General features: G+C 67.8%; 26 protein-coding genes and 1 pseudogene. 16 read left to right on the top strand and 11 right to left on the bottom strand.

Going from position 1 to position 25571, the window contains the following annotated elements:
- Nucleotides 1-170: 170 nt before the first annotated feature.
- Nucleotides 171-1406, top strand: a complete 1236-nt coding sequence (locus GS4_RS08175; RefSeq protein WP_007619439.1) for an NtaA/DmoA family FMN-dependent monooxygenase — start codon at nucleotides 171-173, stop codon at nucleotides 1404-1406.
- A 51-nt stretch (nucleotides 1407-1457) separates the two neighbouring features.
- On the opposite strand, the gene GS4_RS08170 is transcribed toward GS4_RS08175, so the two are convergent.
- Both GS4_RS08170 and GS4_RS08165 read right to left on the bottom strand, forming a co-directional pair.
- Nucleotides 1458-2306 (bottom strand): SDR family oxidoreductase, encoded by an 849-nt coding sequence (locus tag GS4_RS08170; RefSeq protein ID WP_007619438.1) that lies wholly within the window; start codon nucleotides 2304-2306, stop codon nucleotides 1458-1460.
- A gap of 10 nt (nucleotides 2307-2316) precedes the next feature.
- Nucleotides 2317-2925 carry a TetR/AcrR family transcriptional regulator gene (locus tag GS4_RS08165; protein WP_007619437.1) on the bottom strand — a complete coding sequence of 203 codons (609 nt, stop codon included), beginning with the start codon at nucleotides 2923-2925 and terminating at the stop codon, nucleotides 2317-2319.
- Between the two features lie 172 nt (nucleotides 2926-3097).
- On the opposite strand from GS4_RS08165, the gene GS4_RS08160 reads away from it, so the two are divergent.
- From GS4_RS08160 to GS4_RS26130, 6 genes and pseudogenes are all read left to right on the top strand, one after another.
- Nucleotides 3098-4504, top strand: coding sequence for a flavin-containing monooxygenase (locus tag GS4_RS08160; RefSeq protein ID WP_007619436.1), 1407 nt, complete (start codon nucleotides 3098-3100; stop codon nucleotides 4502-4504).
- Nucleotides 4501-5454, top strand: a complete 954-nt coding sequence (locus GS4_RS08155; RefSeq protein ID WP_007619435.1) for an alpha/beta hydrolase — start codon at nucleotides 4501-4503, stop codon at nucleotides 5452-5454. Before GS4_RS08160 ends, GS4_RS08155 begins: the two co-directional genes overlap by 4 nt.
- Nucleotides 5451-6278 (top strand): SDR family NAD(P)-dependent oxidoreductase, encoded by an 828-nt coding sequence (locus GS4_RS08150; RefSeq protein WP_007619433.1) that lies wholly within the window; start codon nucleotides 5451-5453, stop codon nucleotides 6276-6278. The genes GS4_RS08155 and GS4_RS08150 overlap by 4 nt, the downstream gene beginning before the upstream one ends.
- Before the next feature lie 33 nt (nucleotides 6279-6311).
- Nucleotides 6312-7289 carry an ABC transporter substrate-binding protein gene (locus GS4_RS08145; RefSeq protein WP_007619431.1) on the top strand — a complete coding sequence of 326 codons (978 nt, stop codon included), beginning with the start codon at nucleotides 6312-6314 and terminating at the stop codon, nucleotides 7287-7289.
- Entirely contained in the window at nucleotides 7286-8191 is a 906-nt protein-coding gene (locus tag GS4_RS08140; RefSeq protein WP_007619429.1) for a siderophore-interacting protein, read from the top strand. Before GS4_RS08145 ends, GS4_RS08140 begins: the two co-directional genes overlap by 4 nt.
- A 531-nt stretch (nucleotides 8192-8722) precedes the next feature.
- Nucleotides 8723-9850: pseudogene (locus GS4_RS26130) on the top strand (DUF222 domain-containing protein); the annotation flags it as partial.
- Between the two features lie 457 nt (nucleotides 9851-10307).
- Here the strand turns inward: GS4_RS26130 and GS4_RS08130 are convergent.
- Complete coding sequence (locus tag GS4_RS08130; protein WP_007619423.1) at nucleotides 10308-11000, bottom strand: class I SAM-dependent methyltransferase; 693 nt, start codon at nucleotides 10998-11000, stop codon at nucleotides 10308-10310.
- Between the two features lie 49 nt (nucleotides 11001-11049).
- Here GS4_RS08130 and GS4_RS08125 point away from each other — a divergent pair, with 49 nt between their 5' ends.
- Both GS4_RS08125 and GS4_RS08120 read left to right on the top strand, forming a co-directional pair.
- Complete coding sequence (locus tag GS4_RS08125; RefSeq protein WP_007619421.1) at nucleotides 11050-12018, top strand: NADPH:quinone oxidoreductase family protein; 969 nt, start codon at nucleotides 11050-11052, stop codon at nucleotides 12016-12018.
- Between the two features lie 34 nt (nucleotides 12019-12052).
- Entirely contained in the window at nucleotides 12053-12334 is a 282-nt protein-coding gene (locus tag GS4_RS08120; protein ID WP_007619419.1) for a DUF2277 domain-containing protein, read from the top strand.
- Nucleotide 12335: 1 nt separating this feature from the next.
- On the opposite strand, the gene GS4_RS08115 is transcribed toward GS4_RS08120, so the two are convergent.
- A complete protein-coding gene (locus tag GS4_RS08115) occupies nucleotides 12336-13247 on the bottom strand; it encodes an amidohydrolase family protein (RefSeq protein ID WP_040509911.1) in 912 nt (303 codons plus the stop codon).
- A gap of 40 nt (nucleotides 13248-13287) precedes the next feature.
- On the opposite strand from GS4_RS08115, the gene GS4_RS08110 reads away from it, so the two are divergent.
- A complete protein-coding gene (locus GS4_RS08110; protein WP_007619415.1) occupies nucleotides 13288-14172 on the top strand; it encodes an alpha/beta fold hydrolase in 885 nt (294 codons plus the stop codon).
- On the opposite strand, the gene GS4_RS08105 is transcribed toward GS4_RS08110, so the two are convergent.
- From GS4_RS08105 to GS4_RS08075, 7 genes are all read right to left on the bottom strand, one after another.
- Nucleotides 14153-15154, bottom strand: coding sequence for an alcohol dehydrogenase catalytic domain-containing protein (locus GS4_RS08105; RefSeq protein ID WP_007619413.1), 1002 nt, complete (start codon nucleotides 15152-15154; stop codon nucleotides 14153-14155). The two genes, GS4_RS08110 and GS4_RS08105, sit on opposite strands and share 20 nt — an antisense overlap.
- A 2-nt stretch (nucleotides 15155-15156) precedes the next feature.
- Complete coding sequence (locus GS4_RS08100; protein WP_040509910.1) at nucleotides 15157-15801, bottom strand: PaaI family thioesterase; 645 nt, start codon at nucleotides 15799-15801, stop codon at nucleotides 15157-15159.
- A 32-nt stretch (nucleotides 15802-15833) separates the two neighbouring features.
- Nucleotides 15834-17192 carry an alpha/beta hydrolase domain-containing protein gene (locus tag GS4_RS08095; protein ID WP_007619410.1) on the bottom strand — a complete coding sequence of 453 codons (1359 nt, stop codon included), beginning with the start codon at nucleotides 17190-17192 and terminating at the stop codon, nucleotides 15834-15836.
- Nucleotides 17189-17608: a carboxymuconolactone decarboxylase family protein gene (locus tag GS4_RS08090; protein WP_007619408.1), complete on the bottom strand. Its 420-nt coding sequence runs from the start codon at nucleotides 17606-17608 to the stop codon at nucleotides 17189-17191. Before GS4_RS08090 ends, GS4_RS08095 begins: the two co-directional genes overlap by 4 nt.
- On the bottom strand, nucleotides 17605-18492 hold the full coding sequence (locus tag GS4_RS08085; protein WP_007619406.1) for an NAD(P)-dependent oxidoreductase: 888 nt from the start codon (nucleotides 18490-18492) through the stop codon (nucleotides 17605-17607). The genes GS4_RS08090 and GS4_RS08085 overlap by 4 nt, the downstream gene beginning before the upstream one ends.
- On the bottom strand, nucleotides 18489-19223 hold the full coding sequence (locus GS4_RS08080) for an SDR family oxidoreductase (RefSeq protein WP_007619404.1): 735 nt from the start codon (nucleotides 19221-19223) through the stop codon (nucleotides 18489-18491). Before GS4_RS08080 ends, GS4_RS08085 begins: the two co-directional genes overlap by 4 nt.
- 67 nt (nucleotides 19224-19290) lie before the next feature.
- A complete protein-coding gene (locus GS4_RS08075; RefSeq protein ID WP_007619403.1) occupies nucleotides 19291-20757 on the bottom strand; it encodes an aldehyde dehydrogenase in 1467 nt (488 codons plus the stop codon).
- A 64-nt stretch (nucleotides 20758-20821) separates the two neighbouring features.
- On the opposite strand from GS4_RS08075, the gene GS4_RS08070 reads away from it, so the two are divergent.
- The 6 genes from GS4_RS08070 to GS4_RS08045 are packed head-to-tail and all read left to right on the top strand — an operon-like array spanning nucleotide 20822 to nucleotide 25571.
- Nucleotides 20822-21409, top strand: coding sequence for a TetR/AcrR family transcriptional regulator (locus GS4_RS08070; protein WP_007619400.1), 588 nt, complete (start codon nucleotides 20822-20824; stop codon nucleotides 21407-21409).
- The gene (locus GS4_RS08065) at nucleotides 21406-22650 is read left to right on the top strand and encodes a cytochrome P450 (protein ID WP_007619398.1); all 1245 of its coding nucleotides are present in this window, start codon (nucleotides 21406-21408) and stop codon (nucleotides 22648-22650) included. Before GS4_RS08070 ends, GS4_RS08065 begins: the two co-directional genes overlap by 4 nt.
- On the top strand, nucleotides 22650-23450 hold the full coding sequence (locus tag GS4_RS08060; protein WP_007619396.1) for an SDR family oxidoreductase: 801 nt from the start codon (nucleotides 22650-22652) through the stop codon (nucleotides 23448-23450). The genes GS4_RS08065 and GS4_RS08060 overlap by 1 nt, the downstream gene beginning before the upstream one ends.
- Nucleotides 23450-24802, top strand: coding sequence for a cytochrome P450 (locus tag GS4_RS08055; RefSeq protein ID WP_007619393.1), 1353 nt, complete (start codon nucleotides 23450-23452; stop codon nucleotides 24800-24802). Before GS4_RS08060 ends, GS4_RS08055 begins: the two co-directional genes overlap by 1 nt.
- A complete protein-coding gene (locus GS4_RS08050) occupies nucleotides 24799-24996 on the top strand; it encodes a ferredoxin (RefSeq protein ID WP_007619390.1) in 198 nt (65 codons plus the stop codon). The genes GS4_RS08055 and GS4_RS08050 overlap by 4 nt, the downstream gene beginning before the upstream one ends.
- A 29-nt stretch (nucleotides 24997-25025) precedes the next feature.
- Nucleotides 25026-25571: a Cif family virulence factor gene (locus tag GS4_RS08045; protein ID WP_007619389.1), complete on the top strand. Its 546-nt coding sequence runs from the start codon at nucleotides 25026-25028 to the stop codon at nucleotides 25569-25571.

The following is a 25571-nucleotide window of genomic DNA, read 5'->3' as shown; positions in this document are numbered from 1 at the left end:
GGGCAGCGGGTTGTGCGGCAAGGATTTCGGGCATCACGGGCCGAACGTTTCGTCTATGAGCAGATCTCACGCACAATGCTCGGCGGAGCGTCCTGCCGGTTCGGTGCTGTCGACGCGAATCGATATGCCCCGCTCTCGCGGTCGGCGTTCCCACCGGGAGGTCAACGGAGATGTCGTCGTACGACGGTCAGGATCACGAATTCGTCCACCTGGCTGTGAATGTGCTGAGTGAGGGCACCTTGCCCCAGGCCTGGCTGGGTGAACGCGGTGTCGGCGCCGACATCGTCGCGCCGGACTTCTGGGAATCTGTGGCGCGCAGCGCCGAGGAGGGTGGTCTGGATGCGCTCTTCCTAGCCGATCACTCCTATCTCATCGACCCGACCCACGGCGTACTGCTGTCACCGCTGGACGTGTCGCTCGTCTGGGCGCGGGTCGCGGCGGTCACCGAGCGGATCGGCCTGGTCACCACTGCGTCCACCACCTACAACGATCCGGTCGAGATCGCCGAGCGCATCGCGTCGTTGCACTACGTCTCGGGTGGTCGCGCGACGTGGAACGCGGTCACCTCGTTCGGTGACGGCGCAGCCGGCAACTACGGTCTCGACGACATCCTCGACCGCTCCGACCGATACGCGCGCGCCGAGGAGTTCATCGCCGTCGTACGCGCCGTTTGGGACTCCGCCGCCTCAGGTGAGGCCTACCGCCGGCACGGGCAGTGGTTCGACGTCGACGGCCTCTCCGACGTCGCGCTCCCCGCGGGCGGCCTGCCCGGGATCTACCAGGCCGGCGGCTCTGCTGAGGGCAAAGGTCTGGCCGGGCGGACGGCGTCCGGGGTCTTCTCCGCGGCGGCGAGCGTCGAGGACGGCAGGCGTAACCGTTCCGAGGTCCGCGCGCACGCCCGGGACACCGGACGCGACCCCGACGACGTGCTGATCCTGCCGGGACTGTCGCTGACTCTCGCCGACACCGAGGCAGAGGCTCGGGCCCGCGTCGACGAGTTCTACGACCGCGCGGCAATAGATCCGGGTGAGGGGTTGCTGTCGCTGTTCTTCGGCACCGACGACGCCGCCGACATCGACCTCGACCGACCGTTTCCGCCGTCGGTGTTGGAATCGGCTGCCGGGGAGCGGTTCCGCGGCAGTGTCGGCTTCCGCGACGCCCTCCTCACGCAGATCAACGCGGGCTCGCTGACCGTTCGCGAGTTCCTCCGCCAGACCCGGTACACGGGCAGCGGTCACGCGACATTCGTCGGGACGCCGGAACAGTTGGTCGACCGGATCGAGGCCTGGTTCCGCGGCGGAGCGGCCGACGGGTTCGTCCTGATGCCCGGTGTGGTCGTCGACGAACTCGAGATCCTGGCCGCCGAAGTGATACCGCGACTGCGCGCGCGGGGCCTGAGTGCCTGATGCACACCCCGCGCACACCGTAGTTCGACGGGCAGTGTGCCGGAACTTGGCTCAGGTCAGCGGAATCCGGCCGCTGCGCACCCCGGCGACGACGCCGCCGTCGACCAAGAGGTCGGTGCCGGTGACGAAGGACGCCCGCACCGGGTCCAGCAAGAACTCCACGGCCGCTGCGACGTCCTCGGCGGTGCCGAACCGCGCGGCTGCACACCGGGTCACCATCGCCTCGTAGGAGCTGTGCGCGAAGTCGGCCGAGAACTCGGTCCAGCCCATCTCGGTCGCGATCACGCCGGGACTCACCGAGTTGAGTCGCGCGCCACGATCGCCCCAACCGGGGGCGGCGTACTGCACCCGGATCTGGTTGGCGCGCTTGCAGTATCCGTAGGTGACCGCCCGACCCAGGTCGGCCGGCAGCGCGGCGACGTCGAAGAGTTCGAGATCGGGCAGCGACGCGGCGCTCGCGTGCGCGAAGTGTTCGGTTGCCTGCGCATCCACGGCATCGGCGAAGATGTGTCCGGCCACACTGGCGATCACCACGCCGGCGCCCCCGGACGCGATCACCCGCCCGAACTCGCCGACGACATGGGCGGTCCCGATGAGATCGACCGCCACGATCCGCTCGGCCGGCGCCTGGGCAGGCGACACCCCGGCGGTGTGTACGAGGGCGTCGACCGAGCCCAACGATACTGCGCGCGCGGCGAGTTCGGCCACCGCGGCGCCGTCCGAGACGTCGACGACGTGTCGGTGGACGTGGTATCCGGATCGCGCGAGTGGGTCGGCAACGCGGTCGAGGGACTCCGCATCCACGTCGGCGAGCAGCAGGACTCGTCCGTGGCCCAGGCGTCGGGCGACGGCCTCACCCATGCCCCCGACCCCGATCACGGTCAGCACCGACCCCGTCATCGCCGACCTCCTAGCTCGCCGGCCGCGGGTTGGCTCGCAGTCCGGGCATCACGAATCGCGCGATGTGTGTCCGGATCGCCTGCGGGTCGTCGGGGTCGACGGTGTCGCCCGGAACGGTACCGAGGCTGATCAGGAGTCGCGCCACCCACTCGGCGACCTCGGTGAGATCGTGCGCGGCGTGGATCTCGCCACGGGCGGACGCGGCATTGACGTAGGGACGCCAGAAGAGCGCGAGGTCGGGGACGAGGCCGGACACGCCGGCACCCGCACACGCGGCGAACTCCTCGGGTTCGTCCGTGCGCAGGCGCATCAGGAGTGCGCCGGGATCGTCGTAGGCGCCACGACCGATCCGGACGCCCGCGGCGAGTTGCTCCTCGAACGATCCGAGGTCCTCGAGTTGTGCCGCGGCATCGGTCCAGAAACTGTCGGTGAGACGGACGATGGCGGCGCCGACGAGCGCGGCCTTGTCCGGGAAATGTCGGTACAGCCAGGCGCGCGACACCCCGGCCGCCTCGGCGACCTGCTGCACCGTCATGGCGCGGATGCCTTTGTCGGCCAGCAATTTCTCGGTCGCCGTGACGAGTCGGTCGGTGACCGTCGCGGTCGGTGTGTCGGTCACGTGCTCGCTCTCCGTCACAGACTGTGGCGCTGGTACCCCGGGGCGAGTGCCGTCCGTTCCCGGGTCAATCTGTCGAAACCCTAGCAAGACGTAGACACATCTGGGAATGTGTTCACTGTAGACAGAGTCGAAAATCTGTCTACTGATCCGTTGACCAGGAGGCGTTCCGACGATGCACCCACCCCGCACGGCCGTGATCGGCGCCGGTATCAGCGGTCTCACCGCAGGCAAGATGCTCAACGACTACGGCGTGCCGTACACCTGTTTCGAGTCCTCCGACCGCATCGGCGGCAACTGGGCATTCGGTAACCCGAACGGGCACAGCAGCGCCTATCGGTCGCTGCACATCGACACCTCCAAACACCAACTGTCGTTTCGCGACTTCCCGATGCCGCCGGAGTACCCCGACTTCCCGCACCACACCCAGATCAAGCAGTACCTCGACGATTACGCCGACGCCTTCGGTCTGCTCGACGCCATCCAGTTCGAGAACGGTGTGCAGAGTGCGCGGCGACTCCCCGGTGGCGGCTGGGAACTCGACACCCAGGACGGGCGCTCCCGACGATTCGACCTGCTCGTCGTCGCGAACGGACATCACTGGGATCCGCGGTTGCCCGACTTCCCCGGCGAGTTCACCGGTCGTTCGATGCACGCGCACCACTACATCGATCCGTCGACACCGCACGACTTCTCCGGCAAACGGATCCTGGTGGTGGGACTGGGTAACAGCGCAGCCGACATCGCAGTCGAGTTGTCGTCGAAGGCTCTGGACAACACGCTGACGCTCTCGACGCGTTCCGGCGCCTGGATCGTCCCGAAGTACTTCGCGGGGAAACCGGCCGACAAGTTCTACCACACCTCGCCGTACATCCCGTTCGCGTGGCAACGGAAGTTCATGCAGGTCATGCAGCCGATGACGGCGGGGAGGCCCGAGGACTACGGCTTGCCGACGCCGAATCACAAGTTCTTCGAGGCGCATCCGACACAGTCGGTGGAGTTGCCGCTGAGGCTGGGGTCGGGCGACATCACCGCGAAGCCGAACATCACCCGACTCGATGGTGAGACCGTGCATTTCGAGGACGGGACCGCGTCGGATTTCGACATCATCATCTACGCAACCGGATACAACATCACCTTTCCGTTCTTCGACCCGGAGCTGATCAGCGCGCCAGACAACCGGATCGATCTGTACAAGCGGATGTTCGCACCGGGGATCGACGACCTGGTGTTCGCCGGGTTCGCGCAGGCGACGCCGACCCTGTTCCCGTTCGTCGAGTGTCAAGCGCGACTGATCGGTGCCTATGCCGTCGGTCGATATCGGTTGCCGTCCGAGGCCGAGATGCATCGGGTCATCGTCGCGGACCAGCAGTTCTACACCGGCCACATGCTCGATCGCCCGCGTCACACCCAACAGCTCGACCACTATCTGTACGAACACGACATGCGCACCAGGGAGATCCCGGCAGGTGCCCGTCGCGCGCAGGATCAGGGTGCGCCTCGGTGGGCCGGCGTCGGCGATGCGCCGGCCGTGCGTGCCGAGACGGTCGCGGCGGCTGTCGCAACGGGCGGAGGGCAGTGATCGTGAGCAGACAGGACCTCTCGTTCATCTCTGCCGACACCCGGTGCGAGGCCTGGTTCTTCCCAGGCCCCGAGCATTCCGACTTCGACGGCCACGCCGGTCGGCCCGCCGTCGTCATGGCGCATGGGTTCGCCGGGACCAAGGACTCCGGTCTCGAGTCCTTCGCGGCGCGCCTCGCCGACGCCGGCCTGGCCGTCCTCGCATTCGACTACCGCGGGTTCGGGACCTCGGACGGGTCACCGCGACAGAAGATCTCGATGTCGGGTCAGGTCGCCGACTATCACGCGGCGATCGACGCGGCCCGCGACCTCCCGGGAGTGGATCCGCAGCGGATCGTTCTGTGGGGGCTCTCCCAGTCCGGTGGGCACGTGCTGATCGCGGCCGCGGACCGGTCGGATGTCGCCGCCGTCGTATCGATGGTGCCCCTGGTGAGCGGACTGTCGGCGGGCCGTCACAACTACGCGATCGCCGGACCTGCCGCCATGCTGCGGTCCACCGCAGTGGGGATCGGCAGTGCGCTCGGTGTTCGAATCGGCAGGCCTCCCAGCATGATTCCGGTCGTCGGTCGACCGGGTGAGCATGCCGCGTTGACGGCGTCGGGCTACTACGAGAGCTACACGGCTCTTGCGGGGCCGTCGTGGGTCAACGAGGTCGACGCCTCGGTCGGCCTCGAGTTGGGCTCGTATCGGGCCGACAAGGCAGCCGCGCGGGTGACCGTGCCGGTGCTGATGCAGATCGCCGACTTCGATCGCGGTGCTCCACCACATGCCGCGGCGAAGGCCGGATTTGCTGCGCGAGCGGAGGTGCGGCACTACCCCTGCGATCATTTCGACCTCTTCGAGGGAGCCGACTTCTTCGAGCCGGCGGTCGCACATCAGATCCGCTTCCTGCGTAGACATCTCGGCCGTGTGGTTCCATCGGTCGGCTCCGGGACGACGGTGGCCGGATGAGTCCGGACGCGAACCGGGTGGTGGTCGTCGGCGGCGCCTCCGGCATCGGTCTGGCCACCGCCCGGCTGTTTCGTTCGCACGGCAGACCCGTGACCATCGCCGATGTCGACGTCGACGCCGCCGGTCGGGCGGCCGGCGCACTTGCGGCAGGTGGCGACGTCGGGCGGACCGATGACGCGCAGACGGACGGGGTCGTGGCCGTTGCGATGGATGTCACCGATGAGCGGTCCGTCGCCGAGGTGTTCGCCGGCCTCGGCGACGTGCGCACCGTGGTGAACTGCGCCGGACTGTCGGTGCCGGGCGCGCTGACCGAGCTGGAGCTGAGCGGATGGCGACAGACCGTCGACGTGTGCCTCACCGGGACGTTCCTGGTGATCAAGCACGCGGGTCGGCACATCGCTCCGGGTGGCAGCATCACGACCATTGCCTCGCTGAACGGTAGACAACCGGGTGCGGGGATGGGCGCCTATTGCGCGGCCAAGGCCGGGGTGCTGATGCTGGTCCAGGTCGCCGCACTCGAACTGGCCGAGCGTGGTGTGCGGGTGAACGCGGTCTCGCCCGGCCTGGTCGACACCCCGCTGGTCGCCGGGATCGCCCTGGTGCCCGGTCTCACCGACGAGTACATCGAGAACACGCCCCTCGCCCGGAGTGGTCGTCCCGACGAGATCGCCGCCGCAGTCGCCTATCTGGCGTCCGACGAGGCCGGCTGGATGACCGGATCGACGATCGAGCTCGACGGTGGTGCGCACCTGATGCGTTATCCGGATGTGCTCGGCAAGGTCCGGTCGATGGCCGCCGGGTTCGCCGACGGGGAGCCCGGTTGATCCGCGAGGGATCGTTAGCCTAACCTAACTCATATGCACCCGAAGCGGTATCTCGCCGTCCCCGTCATGCTCATCTCCGTCCTGGTGTTCGCCCTGGGCTGTTCGTCCGGTGACGAGGGTGGTTCGGGGGAGGCGAGCGGGAAGGTCACCGTCGACCATCAGTACGGGTCGACGACGATCGAGGGAACGCCGAAGCGGGTGGTCACCCTCACCGGCGCGACCGCCTGGTCTGACTCGCTGATCGAACTGGGGGTCCCGATCACCGCCGAGTTCGTCACCGCCGGGTACTCGGGCCCGAACAACAGGTTCGCGTGGACCCCGCCGCACGAGTCGACCGTCGTTCCGGTCGGAGTCGGAGCGACACCCGACATCGGCCAGGTGGCCAAGTTCCAGCCGGATCTGATTCTGGCCGGCTATCTGCCCGACCGCGGTGCGTACGACACGCTCGCAAAGATCGCACCGACCATCCCGGTGATGGGCACCAAGACGGTCAACGACACATGGCAGCAGGTGCTGGGCACCGCGGGCAAGATCTTCGGCAAGGAAGATCAGGCGGCGTCGGCGCAGGCGGAGGTCGAGGAGAAGGTCGAGGCGGTCAAGAAGAAGTACCCCGCCGCGCAGGGGAAGACCGCGACCTTCGGTCAGCTGACCCCGCAGAAGCAGTTTGGTGTGGTCACCTCCGACAACGATCCTTCGGCCAAGTTGCTCGCCGAGGTCGGCCTGCGGCTGGACCCCGCGGTGACCGCACTCTCCGACAACGGCCAGCGCGCCATCGTCTCCGGTGAACGTGTCGACCTGCTCGGTTCCGATCTGCTGATCTTCTGGCCGCTGGTCGGCGGGCCCGAGGTCTTCGGGACGATCCCGGGATGGGACGCGCTGCCCGCTGTCCGGTCGGGCGCGACGGTCTTCCTGACCAACGACAACGCCTCCGCATTCGGTGCGCCGTCGGTCTACTCGGTTCCGTGGGCCGTCGACGAGCTCGAGCCCGCGCTCGCGAAGCTCAGCGCATGAGTGATGCGGTGGATGCGGCAGGTGCGCACGACATCAAGTCGGCCATCCGATCCCGTGCCCAGGGAGCGCCACTGGTCAATGCGCAGACCACCGTCGTCGCAGTCGAGGAGCTGACCCCGACCTTCACCCGGGTGGTCGTGCAGAGCGACGATCTGGCCGAGTACGTCCCGCGTCCGGCCGACGCGGTCAAACTCCTGCTCACACCAGACGGGGGAGCGGCGGAGTTGCCGCACCGCGGCGACGACGGGCTGCCCGCATGGCAGGACGGGGCCGAACGGCCGGTGTTACGCGCGCTCACGGTCCGTTCCTTCGACGCGGTCGACCGTCGCCTCACCCTCGACATCGCACGGCACAGCACCGGCGTCCTGACCCGACTCCTGGAGCGGATTCGGCCCGGCGACCGCATCGACATGGCCGGGATGCGGCCGGAATGGCATCTGCCCGAGGAGGTTCGCGACGTCGTGCTGGTCGCCGACGTCACCGGACTGCCTGCGGTCGCCGCCATCGTCGAGAACCTGGATCCGGAGGTCTCGGGCGTGCTCTACCTCGGCACCGCTCGACCCGCCGACGCCGACCTGGTCGCACCACATCCGGGGATCACCACGCGCGTGGTCGCCGACCTCGCCGACGTGGCCGCCGAACCGCCGGCATCGGTCGAGGCCGGTCGACGGACCCAGGTGTGGATCGCTGCCGAGGCGGCACACGTTCGCCGGTTGCGGCGGATCGCGCTGCAGGACTGGCAGATCGCTTCAGGAGATCTCCTGGCTCGCGCGTATTGGAAGGCGGGTAGGGACTCGACGGAGGTCGACGCCGAGAACCTGGTCCGTTATCGCGATGCCATCGCCGACGGTGCGGATCTGCACGATCCTCAGGTGGCCGAGGACATCGACCTCGGGGTCTGACGGGTCGGCACGCTCGGTCGTCGCAGCAGGCCCACCTGCCGAGATCGTTCGAACCACATCGCGCGAATGAACCGCGATCTCGGACAGTCTCGGGACCCGGTGTGATCTGCTGTCGGTCGGTACCCGTGCCACGCGGCGCCCAGGTGTCCGCCGGTGGTGAGGCGGGCACCTGACGAAGTGGTGACACAAGTTGGCGGTCAGACGATTTGCGTCAGCGGGATCGGTCGACCGTGCGCTCGGATCCGTCGACCGTGCGCTCGGATCCGTCGACCGTGCGCTCGGATCCGTCGACCGTGCGCTCGGATCCGTCGACCGTGCGCGAGAGCTGCACGTCCCTGCGATCTGCATTTCGGCGCGGCGGTGTTCGGATTTCTGACACGTGAGCGGGGCGCGGTGTGGTTGGTGCACAGTGTGGTTCGGTCAGGTGTCAGGTGTCAGTTGTGCGGTGGGCAGTGGCCATCGGTCGATGGCGGAAGGAATTGTCGGTGTCCTCGGATAGTGTTCTGGGTAGATAACGGAGGCTATGAGGAGATGATGATCATGGCTTTCGACAAGCCACCACCCACACCCAGCTCGCTCGTGTTGGATGCCCCACCTGCTGCGGCACACTCGGATTCGGTCGATGAGTTGGTGGCCGCCTACGGCGAGCTCGACGCGGTGCTGGACCGGATCGCTCAACTCTCCGCCGACCGGTGCACCGATGCGGAGGTCGTTGCGCTGGCGAAAGCCAACGAGGTCGCAGGGCGGCGGATCGCCTCGCTCGGCCTTCGCCGGTTGATGGACGTGGCGGATCGTGACGCGTGGCGGCTGACCGGTGCGGCGACGATGCGAATGTTTGTGGCCAACCACCTCGGTGTGCCGGATGTGAAACGCCGCCTCGATCACGCTGCAGCACTGTCGGAGACCTACACGATCACGGGCCACAAGCAGCCACCGGAATTGTCGGCGACAGCCGATGCGTTGGCCGAGGGTGCGATCGCACCCGAACACGTGAGCGTGATCCTCGACTTCACCGACCGCATCCCCACGCACGTCGAAGTCGATGATTAGGTGGCCGCAGAGGTCGCGTTGGCCGAACACGCACGCACACTCTCACCATCCGCACTGCGCCAAATGGGCGTCCGCTTGTTGGCCCACCTGGACCCTGACGGTGCGCTCACCGACGACCGTGATCGTGCTTGGCAACGGTCGATGACCCTGTCGCGGCAGGATGCGCAGTTGATGTCGAAACTGACCGCCACCCTCGACCCAGTCACCCGAGCCATGCTCGACGTCGTCCTCGCCAAATGGGCGGCACCCGGGATGAATAGCCCCGACGACCCGGCCTCGCCGTTGGGCAGCATCGACGACACCGATCCCGACTCCGAGGTGGTCAAGGATGCAGCCCAACGGGACTCACGGTCGCAAGCCCAGCGCAATCACGACGCGTTGAACGCCCTGCTGAAATCTGTCCTCGAGGACGGGGTCTTGGGTGGGAGTCATCGTGGGCTACCGCCGCAGTTGATCATCTCCATCACCGAAACCCAACTCCGCGAATCCGCCGGTCTCGGCGTCACCGCCACCGGCACTGACCTGCCGTGGCATGACGTCGTCGAACTCGCCGCCAAAGCGGACCCGCACCTGGCGGTGTTCGCCGATCACACCGAAGAAATCCTCTACTTCGGACGAGCCCGCCGAACAGCATCCCGCGCCCAACGCATGGCCCTGTTCGCCCGCGATCGCGGCTGCACCGCACCCGACTGCGACCAACCGGCCATGCACTCCGAAGCCCACCACCTCACGACTGGGCCGAAGGCGGGCGCACCGACATCAACCAACTCGGCGTGGCATGCCCCAAACACAACCGCGCCGCCGGCCCACGCCGAGACCAATGGACCACCCGCCTGGACCGCACCACCGGACGAGTCACCTGGACACCACCAGCAACCACCCAACCCATCAACGGACCACCGACACCACGCACCAACAACATCCACCACCCCGACCGTGCGCTCGCCCAAGCCCGACCACCGGGGTGACCGACAACGCTGCCGCGACCTCGTTTCGATCCCGCGACCTCAGTCGAATTCGCGGATACGGGATGAGTTCGCGGGAGCGAGCTGGACTCCAGCCCAGGTCAGGTGGGCAGCGCCTCGCCGACCGTGCCGCTCTCGCGACGCAACACACGAAGTGATCCGTGGTCGGCGATCTCCACGAACTGGCCGGTCTCGAGGGCCTGTCGATAGATCTCGTACGGGGGGCGTCCGCCGTCGGCGGGATCGGGGAACACGTCGTGGATCAGCAGCGCGCCGCCGATGCGGACCCAGCGTGCCCAGCCGTCGAGGTCGGCCTGGGCCGCGGCCATGCTGTGCCCACCGTCGATGAAGACAAAGTCGGCCGGCGAACCCCACATCCGGGCGGCCAGCGTCGACGGTGCCAGCACACCGACGATCGTTTGCTCCAGGCCGGCGTCGAACACGGTGCGGCGGAAGCGTGCCGACGTGTCGAGTCGACCGGAGTGCGAATCGACCAACTCGGGATCGTGGTACTCCCAACCGGGTTGGTGCTCCTCGGAACCGCGATGGTGGTCGACCGTGGTGATCACTGCGCCGTGCGGCTCGGCGGCCGCTCCGAGGAACACCGTCGACTTGCCGCAATAAGTGCCGATCTCGACGCCGATCCCGGTCGAATCGGGTTGCGACAGAAACTCTCCGGCCACGGTGAACAATGCGAGTGCCTCGTCGGCCGGCATGAATCCGGGCGCGTCTGCGGCCACCTGCAGGCGGTCGGCGGACGGTGCGTCGGGGTGCGACGACTCCAGTGCGGTCATACCGCAGATCCTATCGGCCGGGTTCCGCCGGCCGCGTAGGGTTGGCGCCATGAAGGCGCAGGTGCTCACACAGGAAAGCGGTCCCGAGGGACTGGAACTCACCGACGTCCCCGACCCGGTCCCGGCCGATGGTCAGGTGCTGGTCGACATCAAGTCCTGCGGGGTGTGCTTTCCGGATCTGTTGATCAGCCAGGGCAAGTACCAACTGCGCCTCCCGACCCCCTTCACGCCAGGCACCGAGGTCGCCGGCGTGGTCCGCAGTGCTCCCGAGGGTGCGGCCCTCCAGGCCGGTGACCGCGTGCTCGTCGCGTCGGTGATCGGCGGGTTCGCCGAACAGGTGGCCGTCGCCCCCGAGCAACTGCTGCCGCTGCCCGACGAACTGAGTTTCGACGAGGGTGCCGCGCTGGGCATCAACTTTCAGACCGCACTCTTCGCCCTCAAGCTCCGCGCCCAGACCGCGCCGGGCGAGATCGTCGGCGTCCTCGGCGCCGCCGGCGGTGTCGGGATCGCATCGATCATCGTGGCCAAGGCGATGGGTGCGAAGGTCGTCGCGATCGTCCATCGCACCGGCGCCGACGAACTGCTCCGCGCGGCCGGTGCCGACGAGGTGGTCCAACTCAGCGACGGATGGGGGCAGCGGGTCAAGGAGGTCGCCCCCGAGGGGGTCGACGTGATGATCGATCCCTCCGGCGGCGACGTGTTCGACGAGGCGCTGCGGCAGGTGGCTCCGGACGGCCGCTACGTGGTGGTCGGCTTCGCCGCAGGCGGCATCCCGTCGGTCAAGCTCAACCGGGTGCTGTTCCGCAACATCGCCGTGGTCGGGGCAGCCTGGGGCGAGTACGTGCGCACCCATCCGGGTGTCCCCGAACTGCTCCACGAGGAGTTGACGGAGATGGTCGGCGCAGGCCTCCGACCCCCGGTGACGGCCCGGTATCCGCTGGCCGATCTGCCGCAGGCGTTGACCGATCTCGCCGAGGGGCGGATTCTGGGTAAAGCGGTCGTCCAGATCGCCGATTGACATCCGGCCCGCCGGCCGGGGAAGGAACTCGACCATGTGCCGCAACATCACCGAGCTGCGCGGGCTGGAGCCGGCCGCGACCGACGAGGAGATCGAGGCCGCGGCGCGGCAGTACGTCCGCAAGGTGAGCGGCGTCCGCCATCCGTCGGCGGCCAACGAGAAGGCGTTCGAGGCGGCCGTCGCGAAGGTCACCGCGGCCACCGAGGAGCTGCTCGACCTGTTGCCGGAGCGGCGTCAGCCGCCCAAGACGGTCCCGCCGCTGCGCCGCCCCGAGGTCCGTGCGCGGATGGCCGCGCGCGGCGAGCGCGTCGGCTGACTCACAGCCCGAACAGGCGCGCGGCGTTGTCGTGGACGACGCCGCGTAGCCAGTCGTCGCCGAGGCCGAGGCGGGCCAGCGCTTCCAACGCGTGCGGATATCCGTAGGGGATGTTCGGGAAGTCGCTGCCGAAGAGGATCTTGTGTCCGACTCCGCGCAACCGGTCGATGGCGTCCCGAGGATACGGCGCGTCGGCCTCGGAGAAGTCCGTGAACGACATCGTGGTGTCCAGGTGGACGCTGTCGTAGCTCTCGGCGAGATCGAGGAAGTCCAGGTACTCCGGCGTGCCCATGTGGGCGATCACCAATCGCAGGTCGGGGAAGCGGTGCATCAGGCTGCGGATCGGTTCGGGGCCGGTGAACCTGCCGGGCGCGGGCCCGGAACCGCAGTGGATGACCACCGGGACGCGGGACTCGGCGAGTTGCGACCACACCCCGTCGAGCATCGAGTCCAGCGGCGAGTAGTCACCGACCTGGATGTGGGCCTTGACGATCCGTGCGCCGGACTCGATGGCCCTGCCCACATAGGCCGTCGCCGACGGCTCCGGATAGAACGTTGCGGTGTGCAGGCACCGCTCATGCGTCGTCGCGAAGTCGGCCGCCCAACCGTTCAGCCATTCGGCCATGTCGGGTTTGTGAGGGTAGACGAGCGACGAGTAGGCGCGCACACCGAAGGAGTCCAACGCCTCGGCGCGGGACCGTTCGTCGGCGCGGTAGGTGATCGGCCATTCGCGCCCGACCATCGGCCCGGCGGAGTCGAAATATGCCCAGACCTTGTCCATCACCGGTCGCGGCATGAAGTGCGTGTGGACGTCGACGATGCCCGGCAGACCGAGTGCCTCCCAGAACGTCCGGACCTGTGCGGTCTCTGCGGCACTGAAGGGCGCCGACTCGCCGGATTCGACATCGTTCATCTCGCTAACGCTACTCGCCTGATCCGGATAGTATCCAAGCATGTCGGAACGCGCGGTGGTCGAGTCGATAGCCTTGTCGGACATGGTTTTCCGAGTCCGGTCATGGTATCCGGAGGTAGATCGCGGACATCCCTGCGTGGTGGCCCTGCACGGATTTCCCGAGTCGTCGGCGTGTTGGGCGCCGGTCGGAACCGCTCTCGCCGAACGTGGTCTGACTGTGCACGCGGCCGACCAGCGTGGATACTCCCCTGAGGCCCGCCCCGACGGGATCGACGCCTACCGGATGAGCGAGTTGGTCGCCGACGCGGTCGCGCTGATCGATCATGTGTCGCCGACGGCGCCGGTACTGCTCGTCGGTCACGATTGGGGAGCTGCAGTCGCGTGGACGGTGGCCGCTCGCCATCCCGACCGCGTGTCGGCACTGACGGCGCTCTCCGTTCCTCATCCGACGGCTTTTCGCCGAGCCCGGGTCGAGGACCCGCAGCAACGTGAGCGGTCCGGCTACATGGAGTTCTTCGCGAGGCCTGAGGAGCCGGAACGTGCTCTCCTCGCCGACGATGCACTCGCACTACGGCTCGGGTTCGGTGACGTCGTCCCGGCCGACATCGTCGCCGACCATCTCGCTGTGTTGAGCGCGCCCGGCGCGATGACCGCTGCGCTCAATTGGTATCGGGCCGAGGCGCTGGACACCGAAGAGGTGCCTGCGGTGACCGTACCGACGACCTTCGTCTGGAGTACCGACGACATCGCCATCGCGGAGTACGGACCCCGTCTGACCGTCGAGTACGTGGATGCTCCCTACGAGTTCATCGAGTTGTCGGGCGTCACCCACTGGATCCCGGAGCAAGCTCCGGAGGCCGTGGTCGACGCGGTGATCTCGACGGCAGCCCCACTGAGCCCTGATCTCACCTCCGGCGGGGCGTGACCAACACCTTGCGGTGGTCGTTGGGACGTGCGAGTTCTGCGAACAGTGACGCAACCTGTTCGAGAGGTACACGGGCGCTGACGAATCGGCGATGGTCCAGTCGGCCGGTCGCGACGAGTCTGGCGGCGGCGACGAATTCGTCACGGCTGTAATAGGAGACGAAGTGCATCGAGATCTCCTTGACCACCCCGGCCACCGGCATGAAGGTGTCCGCTGCCATACAGACCCCGGCCACCACCACGGTGCCCCTGGGTGCGCTCGCCTGGATCGCCGTCGCGATGATCCCCGGCTTCCCGACACAGTCGACGACTATGTCGAAGGAATCCGGTCGGACTTCTTCCGGGTGCAGCACCTCGGTCGCACCCATCCGCAGTGCGGCGTCCCGCCGGCCCGACACGGGGTCGGCACAGGTGGCGGCGCTGACCGGTTGCTGTGCGGCCCAGGCGATCACAGCGAGTCCGACCGGGCCCGCACCGAGGACCAGCACCCGATCGCCAGGTGCAGGCGAGGCGCGTCGGAGCGCATGGAGTCCGACCGCCAGTGGCTCCACGAGTGCGGCCGCGTCGAGGTCGACCTCGACGTCGCCCGCGAGAGTGTCGAGTCGGACGCTCTCGGCAATCCCGACCCGGACGTATTCGGCGAGCGCTCCCGGTAGGACGCCGAGGCCGATCGTGCGGGCCGCCGGACATCGGGCCTGGTCGCCGACTGCGCACGACGGGCAGGCTCGGCAACCGATCACCGGCATGGCGGCCACCGGGACGCCGATCGGCCAGTCACCGCGGGCCGATGGGTCCACCGCCACCACCTCGCCGGCGAACTCATGGCCCATGATCGTGCCGTCGGGCAGGAACGAGTAGGTCGAGAGATCGGACCCACAGATTCCGTTGGCGGAGACCCTCAGGATCAGTTCGCCAGGCCCCGGCGTCGGGTCGGGGACGTCATCGACGACGAAGGTGCCGCCGGACAGGACCGCCGCCCGCACCGTCAGGACACCCAACTGCTGAAGGCCTGACCCTCGAACTCGCGCGGCACGATGAAGATCCCCTCGGCCTCCGCCGTCACGCCGTCGGGCCCGGACAGCGTGCCGCGCACGATCTTCTTGCGTCCGTCGCGGCCGCTGATGGCAGCATCGATCCGGATGGGGCCCAACGGGGTCGGTCGCAGGTATCGGACCGAGATGGTGCCGGTGAAGCACGGGATGCCGTCGACGCTGGCGGCCTCGCCGAGCACGTGATCGAACAGCATCGCGCACACGCCCCCGTGTACCAGGCCGCTCGGACCCTCGTACGCGGCGCCGAGCGTCGCGTCGGTGACCACGCCTCCGTCGTCGCCGGGGCGCAGGACCAGCGGGGGTGCGATCGCGTTGCGCAGACCGATCACCGCGTTGCCCCAGGCCATGCCCTTCTTGTCGGCGGTGTACCGCACGCCGTAGGCGCCGTCCATCTGCTGGGTGCGGAGTCGCTGCACCACCCCGGCGATCTCCGCCTGCGCCTGTCGGACGGTCGCATCATCGACCTCGGTGCGGATCACCGCGTCGATGAGGTCACGAACGGAGTCGGTGAACGGCTCGTAGAGTGCCCGTCGCCGCATTATTTCCTCGTCGGAGATGTCCTCCAGGGTGAACTCCATGCCGGCTCCCGGGGAGTCGGTTTCAGGTCGGCTCATCCGTCGATCGGTTCCGGGTTCGCGTCGGCAAGCAGGGCATCGCGATCGACCGCCAGGGCGAAGCCCGCCTCGATCATCGCGTCGGTGGCGGCTCGGTAGCGGTCGAGATAGTCTGCCCGACCGTCGAACCGCGCGCGCAGGACGTCTGCCGGCAGCGGCGTGGTGGAGCCGAACAGCACGCAGATCCGTGGCAGGTCGGCGTCGACGATGCCGCTGAGCAGCTCGGTCGCCACGTCGACGCGCGGGGTCCGGACACCACCGAGCACGTTTCCGACGTCGTCGACGTCGAAGACCTCGGGATCGGTCGCCGGGCGCAGGCGTAGCGGCTCCGCGTGCGGAGGAGCCGGGCGGGTGCCGGTGTCGTGCACCCAGTCCACGAGATGATGCAGTGCGGCGCGCAGCACGAACTGCTGTTGACCGCGGTTGACCGGGTGCGGGCACCCCAGCATCTCCTCGTAGGGGCCGATCTGCACCAGGTCGGCGTGAGCGGTACCGGCGACCTCCCAGATCCGCAGCCGCTCGGTGTCTGGCTGACGCGCGAGGTGGAATCGGAAGTTGGTGAGCACGTCGGTCTCGGTCTGGACCACGATGACCCGGGCGGCCAGGTCCTCGCGGAGCAGCGTCGGCGGCTGGTCGAAGGTGGCGTCGGTGTCGGCGCCGGTGCCCACGTCGCCCAGCCCCAGGGAGCCCGCTGCGCGTGAGTGGATCAGCACCCCGTCGTGGACGCGATGCCGAGGCAGGAACAGATTGACGTACGTGGTCAGGGCAAAGGCGGACTGTGATTCACCGACCGCGATCAGGGTCGTGACGTCGAGCCCGGACAGCGGATGGTCAGGACCGTCGATCGACCGCAGCGCCGCCCCGACCCCGCCGAAGATGTCGTAGCAGTAGGCGTCTCCGGGGTGGGTCAGGTGGCCGTAGCGCTCGGCGTCGGCGCCGAGCAGACCGCCGGGCACGCCGCTGTCGAGGCCGACCGAGCCGCTGCTCCCGACCACACCGTCGTACTGCGCCGACACCCCGACCCAGGCGTGGCCGGCGCGGACGATCTCGTCGGCCAGATAGGTGTATTCCGGCGCGGCGTCGGCGCCGCTGCTCACGTTGAACCACTCGACCACCACCGTCCCGCTGAACCGTGCGGGGTCGGTGGGACGTCGGACGACGATGCGGGTGGTGTAGGTCGCCGAGTCGATCGGCTCGACGTCATGACCGTCGCCGGCCGAGAACCGTTCGGCGACACCGCTCGCCGAGAACTCCGCCTCGGCATACCCGTGCGCGCCGAGATCGGGGCCGGGCGTCGCACTCATCAGCGATACGCCGGCACCTCCGGCGAGCGGCCGGAACCCGACGTCGGTCATCGCTGCGACTTACGGTGGTTCTTGATGACCTGGCCGAACATCATGTTCATCTTGGTGCCCAGCGGCCAGCCGACGTAGTAGCAGAGGAACAACGCGATCTCCTCGAGCTGTTCGGGCGTCAGCTCACCGTTGCCCAGCGCGGCCCCGGCCTGTATCTCGGCGACGTCCACCTGACCTCCCGCCGCCAGGGCGCCCAGCAGCAACAGGCGGCGGTCACGCACACTGAGTCCCTCCCGCGTCCACACCTCGGCGAAGAGCTGATCTGCGGTGTGCGCGAAATGGATTCCGGGGCCGTCGGACATCTCCCACCCGTAGACCTCGGACATCTTCTCGAGTCCGCGTCGACGCCGCGCATCCGGCGCGTGCTGGTCGGCGTCGCCCGGCCGATCGGGTACGGTCTCGTTCTCCGGGGTCATGTCTGTTCTCCTTCCCGGTGCGGTACACCGAGTCCCGCGGCGAGGTCCCGCAGGGCGATCTCGCCCAACGGTAGGTCGACGTCCAACTCCCGCGCCAGCCCCAGAGCCAGGGTCAGGTCCTTCTCGCCGAGGCCGCGGACGTGGGTGAAGATCGAGTACCAGAAGTCGTTCTCGGCGATCGGCGCCGTGGTGTCGCGGAGCAGGATCGCACCGGCCCCACCGGTGATCGCGTCGGTGTGCCGGACCACCTTGCCCAGCTTGCCCAGGTCGATGCCGGCCGCCTCGGCCAGCCGAGCTGCCTCGGTGGTGGCGGTGAAGGAGATGAAGTGGAGCAGGTTGCGCGCCAACTTCATCCTGGTGCCCGCCCCGACCTCGGGACCGGCGTGCACGATCAGCTCTGCGCACGTCGAGAACGGTTCCTTGAGTGCCTGATACGACTCTCGGTCACCGCCGACCATGATCGCCAGCCTGCCCTTTTCCGCACCCGGCGCCCCGCCGGAGATCGGGGCGTCCAGGAGAGCCACGTCGCGGGCGGCGGCAAGCGTCGCGAGTTCGACGGCCGTCTGCGGTGCGATGGTCGAGTGCACGGTGATGATCGTTCCCGGACGGGCAGTGGAGAGCAGACCGTCCGGTCCGGCGATCACGGTCCGGACCTGATGGTCGTCGAGTACGCAGATCCCGATGATGTCGGCGTCCGCGGCCAGGGCCGCCAGGGAGGAGGCGGGGCGGGCGCCGGCGTCGACGAGCTTGCCGACCGCGTCGTCGGAGAGGTCGAACACCGTCAGCCCGCCACGCCAGGTCGCGAGTCGAGCGGCCATCGGTCCGCCGATGTTCCCCAATCCGACGTAGCCGAGCCGGACCGGCGCCCCATCCGGATCTGTCATGAGCGGATGACCTGACCACCGTCGACGTTGAAGATCTGTCCCGTCACCCAGCGTGCCTCGTCGGACAGCAGGAACAGGCACATGCCGACCAGGTCCTCCGGGGTGCCGAATCGCTTGAGCGGCAACTTGTCAACGATGTCGGCGACCATCTCCTTGGGTGTCGTCGTGCGGGTCGCCTCGGTGTCGATGGGTCCGGGCGCGATCGCGTTCACCCGGATGTCCTGTCCGCCCAACTCGGTGGCCAGCTGTTGGGTGAGGCCGTTGATGCCGACCTTGGCGAGCCCGTAGAAACCGCTGTAGAGCCATGCGGCGGTGGAGGACTGGTTGACGATCGCCCCGCCGCGGTTCATGTGGCCGTAGACCGCGCGGGTCACGTTGAGCGCGCCGTCGAGGTTCACGCTCATGAACTTCTTGTAGTAGTCCCAGGGGACAGTGATGAGGAAGTCGAGCTTCATGCCGCCGTAGATGGCAGCGTTGTTCACCAGGTAGTCGACCTTCCCGTAGGCGTCGACGGTCGCGGCGGCCAGTGCCTGAGCCGACTGTTCGTCGGACACGTCGGTGCTCACGTACAGTCCGCCGATGTCCGCGGCGACCTGCTTGCCCTTCTCGTCGTCGATGTCGGCGATCACGACTCGCGCGCCCTCGGCCGCGAGTGCGCGCGCGTACGCCTCACCGATGCCGCCCGCGGCGCCCGTGACGATGGCGGTCTTGTCCTGGAAACGTCCGGTCATGAGTCCAGACTCCTTCTGCTGATGTGTCGTTTTCGGATGTGCTGGGTTCTGTTGTGTGCGAGCGAGATCACGCGGGTCGGGCCACAGCCTTGACCTCGAGGTACTCCTCGAATCCGGCGACGCCCATCTCGCGGCCGATCCCGGACTGCTTGTAGCCGCCGAACGGGACGTCGGCGGAGTACCAGATGCCGCCGTTGATGCCGAGCGTCCCGGTGCGGACGCCTGCGACCACCGCTTCGATGCGGTCGGGGTCGGTTGCCCACACCGCGCCGGAGAGTCCGTAGGGGGAGTCGTTCGCGATGCGGATCGCATCCTCGTCACCGTCGTGCGGGATGATCACGAGCACCGGACCGAAGATCTCCTCCTGCGCGACGCGCGATGAATTGTCCAGTCCGGAGACGAGAGTCGGCTCGACGAACCAGCCCTTCGGCTTGTCGGCCGGTCGGCCGCCGCCGATCTCGATGACGCCGCCCTCCGAACGCGCGAGCTCGATGTAGGACTCCACCCGATCGCGCTGACGTGCGGAGATGAGTGGGCCGCAGATGGTCCCGGAGTCGGTGGGGTCGCCGGCGGCGAGGCCCGCCAACGACTTCCGGGTCGCGGCGATGGCGTCGGCCAGCTTCTCCCGCGGAACCAGCAGGCGGGTCGGGATGGCGCACCCCTGTCCCGCATGCGTGACGACGTTGAAGGCGGCCATCGAGCAGGCGGTGGCGAGATCGGCGTCATCGAGCACGATGAAGGCGGACTTGCCGCCGAGTTCGAGGAACACCTTCTTCAGCGTCTCCGCCGCGGCGACCATGATCTTCTTGCCGGTCGCCGTCGAACCGGTGAACGACACCAGGTCGACGCGCGGGTCCTCCGACAGTTGGGCGCCCAGCCGGTGGTCGGACGACGTGACGATGTTGATCACGCCGGGCGGGATGTCGGTCTCCTCGGCGATGACCTTCCCCACCAGCGCTGCGGCCCAGGGGGTGTCGGGGGCGGGTTTGAGGACGACGGTGCAGCCGGCGGCGAGCGCCGGACCGATCTTCGCGAAGTTGATCTGGTGCGGGAAGTTCCATGGCGTGATCGCGCCGACCACGCCGGCGGCCTCGCTGCGCAACTCACGATGGTTCTTCAAGCCCATCGGCTCGGCCTCGCCGAGGTCGACGGTCCACGTGTGGTTCTCGGCGAGGTCGGCGAAGTATCCGAGGTCGCGGACCGGACCCTCGAACTGAGGCCCACCGGTGAGGAACGCGGGGCAACCGATCTCGGCGATGGCGAGTTCGCGCAACTCGTCGCCGTGGGCCAGCAGCGCGTCGCGCAGCTGACGCAGGCACCGGGCGCGGAAGGCGTGGTCGCGCGACCAATCGGTGGTGTCGAAGGCGGTGCGTGCGGCGCCGATGGCCGCGTCCATGTCGTCGGCGGTGGCGTCCGCGGCCTGCCCCAGCACCTCCTCCGTGGCCGGGTTGACGACATCGAAGACCCCGCCGCTGCCGGCGGTCAGTTTGCCGTCGATCAGCAGGTCAGAGGCAGAAGCGGGACGTAGCGTCATGAACTGGAACTCCATCTGGACAGGTGTCTGGACTCGCGTTCAAAGCTAGTGTAACGTCCACCACATGTCCAGTCCCCTCATCCAGGAATCGACCCGCCGCCGGCTGACGGCTCAGCAGGCGGAGACGGTCGCCCGGCTCACCGACGCCGCGGTCGAGGTGCTCAACGCCGACGGTTTCGACGGCCTGACGGTGCGGACGGTGGCCAAGCGGGCGGGCGTCGCCCCGGCCACCGCGTACACCTACTTCAGTTCCAAGAGTCATCTCGTCGCCGAGGTCTTCTGGCGTCGTCTCGCCGCGGGCGTGCCCGAGCCCGACCTCGCCCTCGCGCCGGCCGAGCGGGTGGCGCAGATCCTGCGAGAGGTGTCGATGGTGGTGGCCGGCGAGGGGCAGCTCGGCGGGGCCGTGACCGTCGCCCTGCTGGGCACCGACCCCGACGTCGAGCACCTGCGGCTGCGGATCGGTGGCTTCATCCGCAGACGCCTCGCCGAGGCTCTGGAGGTGGACCCGGAGAACCCGGGCCCGCTGGTGGATGCGTTGGAGATGCTCTACGCGGGCGGCCTCGTGCATGCCGGCATGGGACACCTCACCTACGCAGACACCTCCGATCGCCTCGTCGCCGCGGCCCACCTACTGATGGAGAAGCAGCAATGACCGACACCACGACCGCGGATGCCGGTATGGAGAGCCGGATTCCGTTCGATCCCTACGCCTACCACTTCCACGAGGATCCGTACCCGACCTACCTGCGGCTCCGTCAGGAGGCGCCGGTCTATCACAATGCGACGCAGAACTTCTGGGCTTTCGCGAAGCTCGACGACGTCCGGGCGGGTTTCCGCGATGCGAACCGACTCTCGAACAGTTGGGGAGTCTCGATGGATCCGTCGTCCTACGGTCCGGACGCCCACAAGTCGATGTCCTTTCTGGCGATGGACGACCCGAAGCACATGCGCATCCGCAAGCTGGTGTCCAAGGGCTTCACGCCGCGCCGGGTCAACGAGCTCGCCGGGCGGATCACGGCTCTCACACACCAGCATTGGAGCGCGTGCCTCGACAAGGGCGAGTTCGACTACATCCACGACTTCGCCGGACTGCTGCCGATGGACGTCGTCTCCGAACTGCTGGGGGTCCCCGAGGCGGACCGTTCGCACCTGCGCAAGCAGTCCGATCTCCTCCTGCATCGAGAGGAGGGGGTCCTCGACATCCCCGAGGCGGCGATCTACGCCTACATCGAACTGCACAAGTACTATTCGGCGCTCATCGCCGACCGGCGCAAGAACAAGGGTGACGACCTGGTGTCCGCCCTCATCGACGCCGAGATCGACGACGACGACACCGGTGAGAAGACCACGCTCACCGAGGACGAGATCGTCGGGTTCATGGTCCTGATGGTGGTGGCCGGCAACGAGACCACGACCAAGCTGCTGGCCAACGCGCTGTACTGGGGGTGGCGCAACCCCGACGAGCTGGCCAAGCCGCTGGCCGATCCGGAGGCGGTTCCGCAGTGGACGGAAGAGACACTGCGCTATGACAACTCGACCCAGATGGTGCTGCGCCGGGTGGTCGAGGACGTCGAGTACGGCGGCTACACGATTCCTGCGGGCGAGCGGGTCCTGCTGCTGGTCGGGTCGGCGAATCGCGACGAGGACGTCTTCGGCGACGACGCCGACCGTTATGTCATCGGCCGCGACACCTCGCAGGCACTCATCAGCTTCGGTATGGGGGCGCACTTCTGCCTCGGTGCTCACCTGGCCCGGTTGGAGGCCAACATCGGTCTCGCCGAGGTGGTCCGGTCGATCCGCTCGGTCGACATCGACATCGACCGGGCCGAGCGGGTCCACTCGGTGAACGTGCGCGGCTTCGCGGAGCTGCCGGTGAGGATCGAGGTGCGGTGATGGCCTTCATCGCACATCCCGAGCGCCGTCCGGTCCTGATCGCGGGCGCGTCGTCGGGGATCGGTGCGGCCACCGGTGAATGGCTGGCCGCCGCCGGATATCCCGTCGCGCTCGCCGCCCGTCGCGTCGACCGCCTCCAGGAGCTCGCCGAGAAGATCATCGCCTCCGGTGGCGAAGCCGTCGCGGTCCCGCTGGACGTGACCGACGAGGTCTCGGTGCGCGATTGCGTGGCCAAGGCCGAAGCCGCACTCGGCGCGCTCGAGATCGTGGTCGCCGGGGCAGGAGACCTGGCGGTCGGGCGATCCTACGAGATCGGTACCGACGAGTTCGCGTCCCAGGTGGACATCCACCTGATCGGTGCACATCGCCTGTACCGCAACGTCGTCCCGGCGATGATCGACCGTCGCCGAGGCGATTTCGTGTTCATCGGATCGGACGTGACCATCCGCCCCCGGCCGTGGTCGTCGGCGTATGTGGCCGCCAAGTCGGGTATCGACGGCCTGGTCGCCACTGCACAGCTCGAACTCGAGGGCACCGGCGTGCGGGCCAGTGTGGTCCGGCCGGGGCAGGTGTTGACCGGCATGGGGATGAACCTCGATCAGAAGACCACCGAGGACATGCTCAACGACTGGATCCGTCATGGACTGGCGCGGCACGGCAACTTCCTGCAACCCGAGCACATCGCCCAGGCGGTCTCGGCCGTCGTGACCATGCCGCGTGGAGCCCACATGCGCGTGGTGGAGGTCGAGGCCGAGGGCGCACTCGGCACGCCCGACAAGAACTCCGGAGGAGAGAACTGATGACCACACTGACAACGCCCCGACGGGTGTCGGGTGGCGATGGCGAGCACGGACACCTCGAAGAACTCGCGACCGACCCCATCTCGCTGTTCTGGCGCATCCGCTCCGAGTGTGGCGACGCCGGCATGTTCCAGCTCGCCGACCGCGAGGTGGTCCTGGTCAGCGGCGCGCTGGCAAGCGAGGAGTTCTTCCGCGCGCCGGAAGAGGACCTGGACCAGGCTGCCGCATATCCGTTCATGACACCTGTTTTCGGTGAGGGTGTCGTCTTCGACACCAGCCCGGAAGAACGATCGAAGGCGATCCACAACTCCGCGCTCAAGGGCGCCCACATGAAGCAGCACGCGATCACCATCCCGAACGAGGTCGAGCGGATCATCGCCGACTGGGGTGACGAGGGCGAGATCGATCTGCTCGAGTTCTTCGCCGAGCTGACCCTCTACACCTCGTCGGCATGCTTGATCGGCCGCAAGTTCCGCGAGCGTCTGAGCGGCCACATCGCCCATCTCTTCCATGATCTGGAGAAGGGCACCGACCCGATCGCATACGTCGACTACAACGCCGACATCGAGAGCTTCCGCAAGCGGGACGAGGCGCGCGCCGAGCTCGTCGAGTTCATCCAGGGCGTGATGGACGAGCGGATCGCGAATCCGACCGAGGACAAAGAGGATCGCGACCTCATGGATGTCCTCGTCCAGGTCGGTTTCGACGCCAACACGGTCACCGGGATGTTCATCTCGATGATGTTCGCCGGGCATCACACCACGTCGGGAACGGCCGCGTGGACCCTCATCGAACTGCTGCGCAACCCCGACCACATGGCGGAGATCCTCGCCGAACTCGACGACATCTACACCGACCGCGGTGACGGCAGACCGGAGTACAGCTTCGCGGCGATGCGGCAGATCCCGAAGCTGGAGAACGCGCTCAAAGAGGCGCTCCGTCTCCACCCCCCGTTGATCATCCTGATGCGGGTGGTGCAGAAGGACTTCCACATCGAGGACTTCGAGATCAAGGCCGGGCAGTCGATCGCGGTCTCGCCCGCGATCTCCAACCGCCTCCCGGAGGACTTCCCGGATCCGGACGTCTTCGACCCGACCCGGTACGAGAAGCCCCGTACCGAAGACCTGGTCAACCGGTGGACCTGGATCCCCTTCGGAGCCGGCCGCCACCGCTGCGTCGGCGCACAGTTCGCCATCATGCAGCTCAAGGCCATCTTCTCGGTCCTGTTCCAGAACTACGAGTTCGAGATGCTCCAGCCATCGGAGAGCTACCGCAACGACCATTCGAAGATGGTCGTCCAGCTGCAGCAGCCGTGCCGCGTGAAATACCGGAGGAGAGGAACCACCCGATGAGGGTCGAGGTGGATCTGGACATCTGCCAGGGCCACGGCATGTGCGAGATGGAGGCGCCCGGACTCTTCGAGGCCGAGGTGGACCACGTGAACATCCTGGACGCGAACCCGGACGAGGACCGGCGCGCCGAGGTGGAGGCGGCGGTCATGTACTGCCCGACACAGGCTTTGCGAATCGTCGAAGACTCCGAGTGAGATCGGGGCAAGAGAGGAAATGGACTGTCATGTCGTTTGACCGTGCCGAACTGGAAGAGATGAAGGAACGCTGGCTCGCCGCCAACATCGAGGCGGAGAAGGCCGGCGACTGGAAGCCGCTGGCGGACTTCTACACCGAGGACGCGACCTACGGCTGGAACTACGGCCCCGAGAAGGACTTCATGGCCGTCGGCCGTGAGGAGATCCGTGAGCTGGCGCTGGGCCAGGAGATGGAAGGCCTCGAGGGGTGGACCTATCCCTACCAGGCCTGGGTCATCGACGAGAAGACCGGCGACATGATCGGACTGTGGAAGCAGGTCTACGACCGCACCCGGCCCGACGGCACCCACTATGCGCTGGAGGGCATCCAGGGCAGCTGGTTCAAGTACTCCGGGGACTTCCAGTTCTCCTGGCAGCGTGACTTCTTCGACTTCGGCAACGTGTCGGCGCTCTTCGTCGAGTTGCTGAAGGCGAATGCGATGAGCGACGGGATGCTCAAGCGCATCGAGAAGTCGGCGCCCGGGGATCTGCCGGGGTGGTACCCCTTCGGCACCGCACCCGTCCCGTTCTGGTGA

It is taken from the genome of Gordonia soli NBRC 108243 (genome assembly GCF_000334455.1).
Classification (GTDB): domain Bacteria; phylum Actinomycetota; class Actinomycetes; order Mycobacteriales; family Mycobacteriaceae; genus Gordonia; species Gordonia soli.
Note: the sequence above shows the minus strand (reverse complement) of the source record. Positions and strands in the feature narration are given on the sequence as shown.

Bases quoted from the DNA above. Each gene is read 5' to 3' on its own strand.
- GS4_RS08070 (WP_007619400.1), top strand. From the start codon at position 20,822: ATGTCCAGTCCCCTCATCCAGGAATCGACCCGCCGCCGGCTGACGGCT.
- GS4_RS08050 (WP_007619390.1), top strand. From the start codon at position 24,799: ATGAGGGTCGAGGTGGATCTGGACATCTGCCAGGGCCACGGCATGTGC.
- GS4_RS08115 (WP_040509911.1), bottom strand. From the start codon at position 13,247: ATGAACGATGTCGAATCCGGCGAGTCGGCGCCCTTCAGTGCCGCAGAG.
- GS4_RS08160 (WP_007619436.1), top strand. From the start codon at position 3,098: ATGCACCCACCCCGCACGGCCGTGATCGGCGCCGGTATCAGCGGTCTC.
- GS4_RS08085 (WP_007619406.1), bottom strand. From the start codon at position 18,492: ATGACAGATCCGGATGGGGCGCCGGTCCGGCTCGGCTACGTCGGATTG.
- GS4_RS08090 (WP_007619408.1), bottom strand. From the start codon at position 17,608: ATGACCCCGGAGAACGAGACCGTACCCGATCGGCCGGGCGACGCCGAC.
- GS4_RS08095 (WP_007619410.1), bottom strand. From the start codon at position 17,192: ATGACCGACGTCGGGTTCCGGCCGCTCGCCGGAGGTGCCGGCGTATCG.
- GS4_RS08045 (WP_007619389.1), top strand. From the start codon at position 25,026: ATGTCGTTTGACCGTGCCGAACTGGAAGAGATGAAGGAACGCTGGCTC.
- GS4_RS08075 (WP_007619403.1), bottom strand. From the start codon at position 20,757: ATGACGCTACGTCCCGCTTCTGCCTCTGACCTGCTGATCGACGGCAAA.
- GS4_RS08140 (WP_007619429.1), top strand. From the start codon at position 7,286: ATGAGTGATGCGGTGGATGCGGCAGGTGCGCACGACATCAAGTCGGCC.
- GS4_RS08130 (WP_007619423.1), bottom strand. From the start codon at position 11,000: ATGACCGCACTGGAGTCGTCGCACCCCGACGCACCGTCCGCCGACCGC.
- GS4_RS08120 (WP_007619419.1), top strand. From the start codon at position 12,053: ATGTGCCGCAACATCACCGAGCTGCGCGGGCTGGAGCCGGCCGCGACC.
- GS4_RS08175 (WP_007619439.1), top strand. From the start codon at position 171: ATGTCGTCGTACGACGGTCAGGATCACGAATTCGTCCACCTGGCTGTG.
- GS4_RS08060 (WP_007619396.1), top strand. From the start codon at position 22,650: ATGGCCTTCATCGCACATCCCGAGCGCCGTCCGGTCCTGATCGCGGGC.
- GS4_RS08055 (WP_007619393.1), top strand. From the start codon at position 23,450: ATGACCACACTGACAACGCCCCGACGGGTGTCGGGTGGCGATGGCGAG.
- GS4_RS08100 (WP_040509910.1), bottom strand. From the start codon at position 15,801: ATGGAGTTCACCCTGGAGGACATCTCCGACGAGGAAATAATGCGGCGA.
- GS4_RS08145 (WP_007619431.1), top strand. From the start codon at position 6,312: ATGCACCCGAAGCGGTATCTCGCCGTCCCCGTCATGCTCATCTCCGTC.
- GS4_RS08065 (WP_007619398.1), top strand. From the start codon at position 21,406: ATGACCGACACCACGACCGCGGATGCCGGTATGGAGAGCCGGATTCCG.
- GS4_RS08125 (WP_007619421.1), top strand. From the start codon at position 11,050: ATGAAGGCGCAGGTGCTCACACAGGAAAGCGGTCCCGAGGGACTGGAA.
- GS4_RS08170 (WP_007619438.1), bottom strand. From the start codon at position 2,306: ATGACGGGGTCGGTGCTGACCGTGATCGGGGTCGGGGGCATGGGTGAG.
- GS4_RS08080 (WP_007619404.1), bottom strand. From the start codon at position 19,223: ATGACCGGACGTTTCCAGGACAAGACCGCCATCGTCACGGGCGCCGCG.
- GS4_RS08150 (WP_007619433.1), top strand. From the start codon at position 5,451: ATGAGTCCGGACGCGAACCGGGTGGTGGTCGTCGGCGGCGCCTCCGGC.
- GS4_RS08110 (WP_007619415.1), top strand. From the start codon at position 13,288: ATGTCGGAACGCGCGGTGGTCGAGTCGATAGCCTTGTCGGACATGGTT.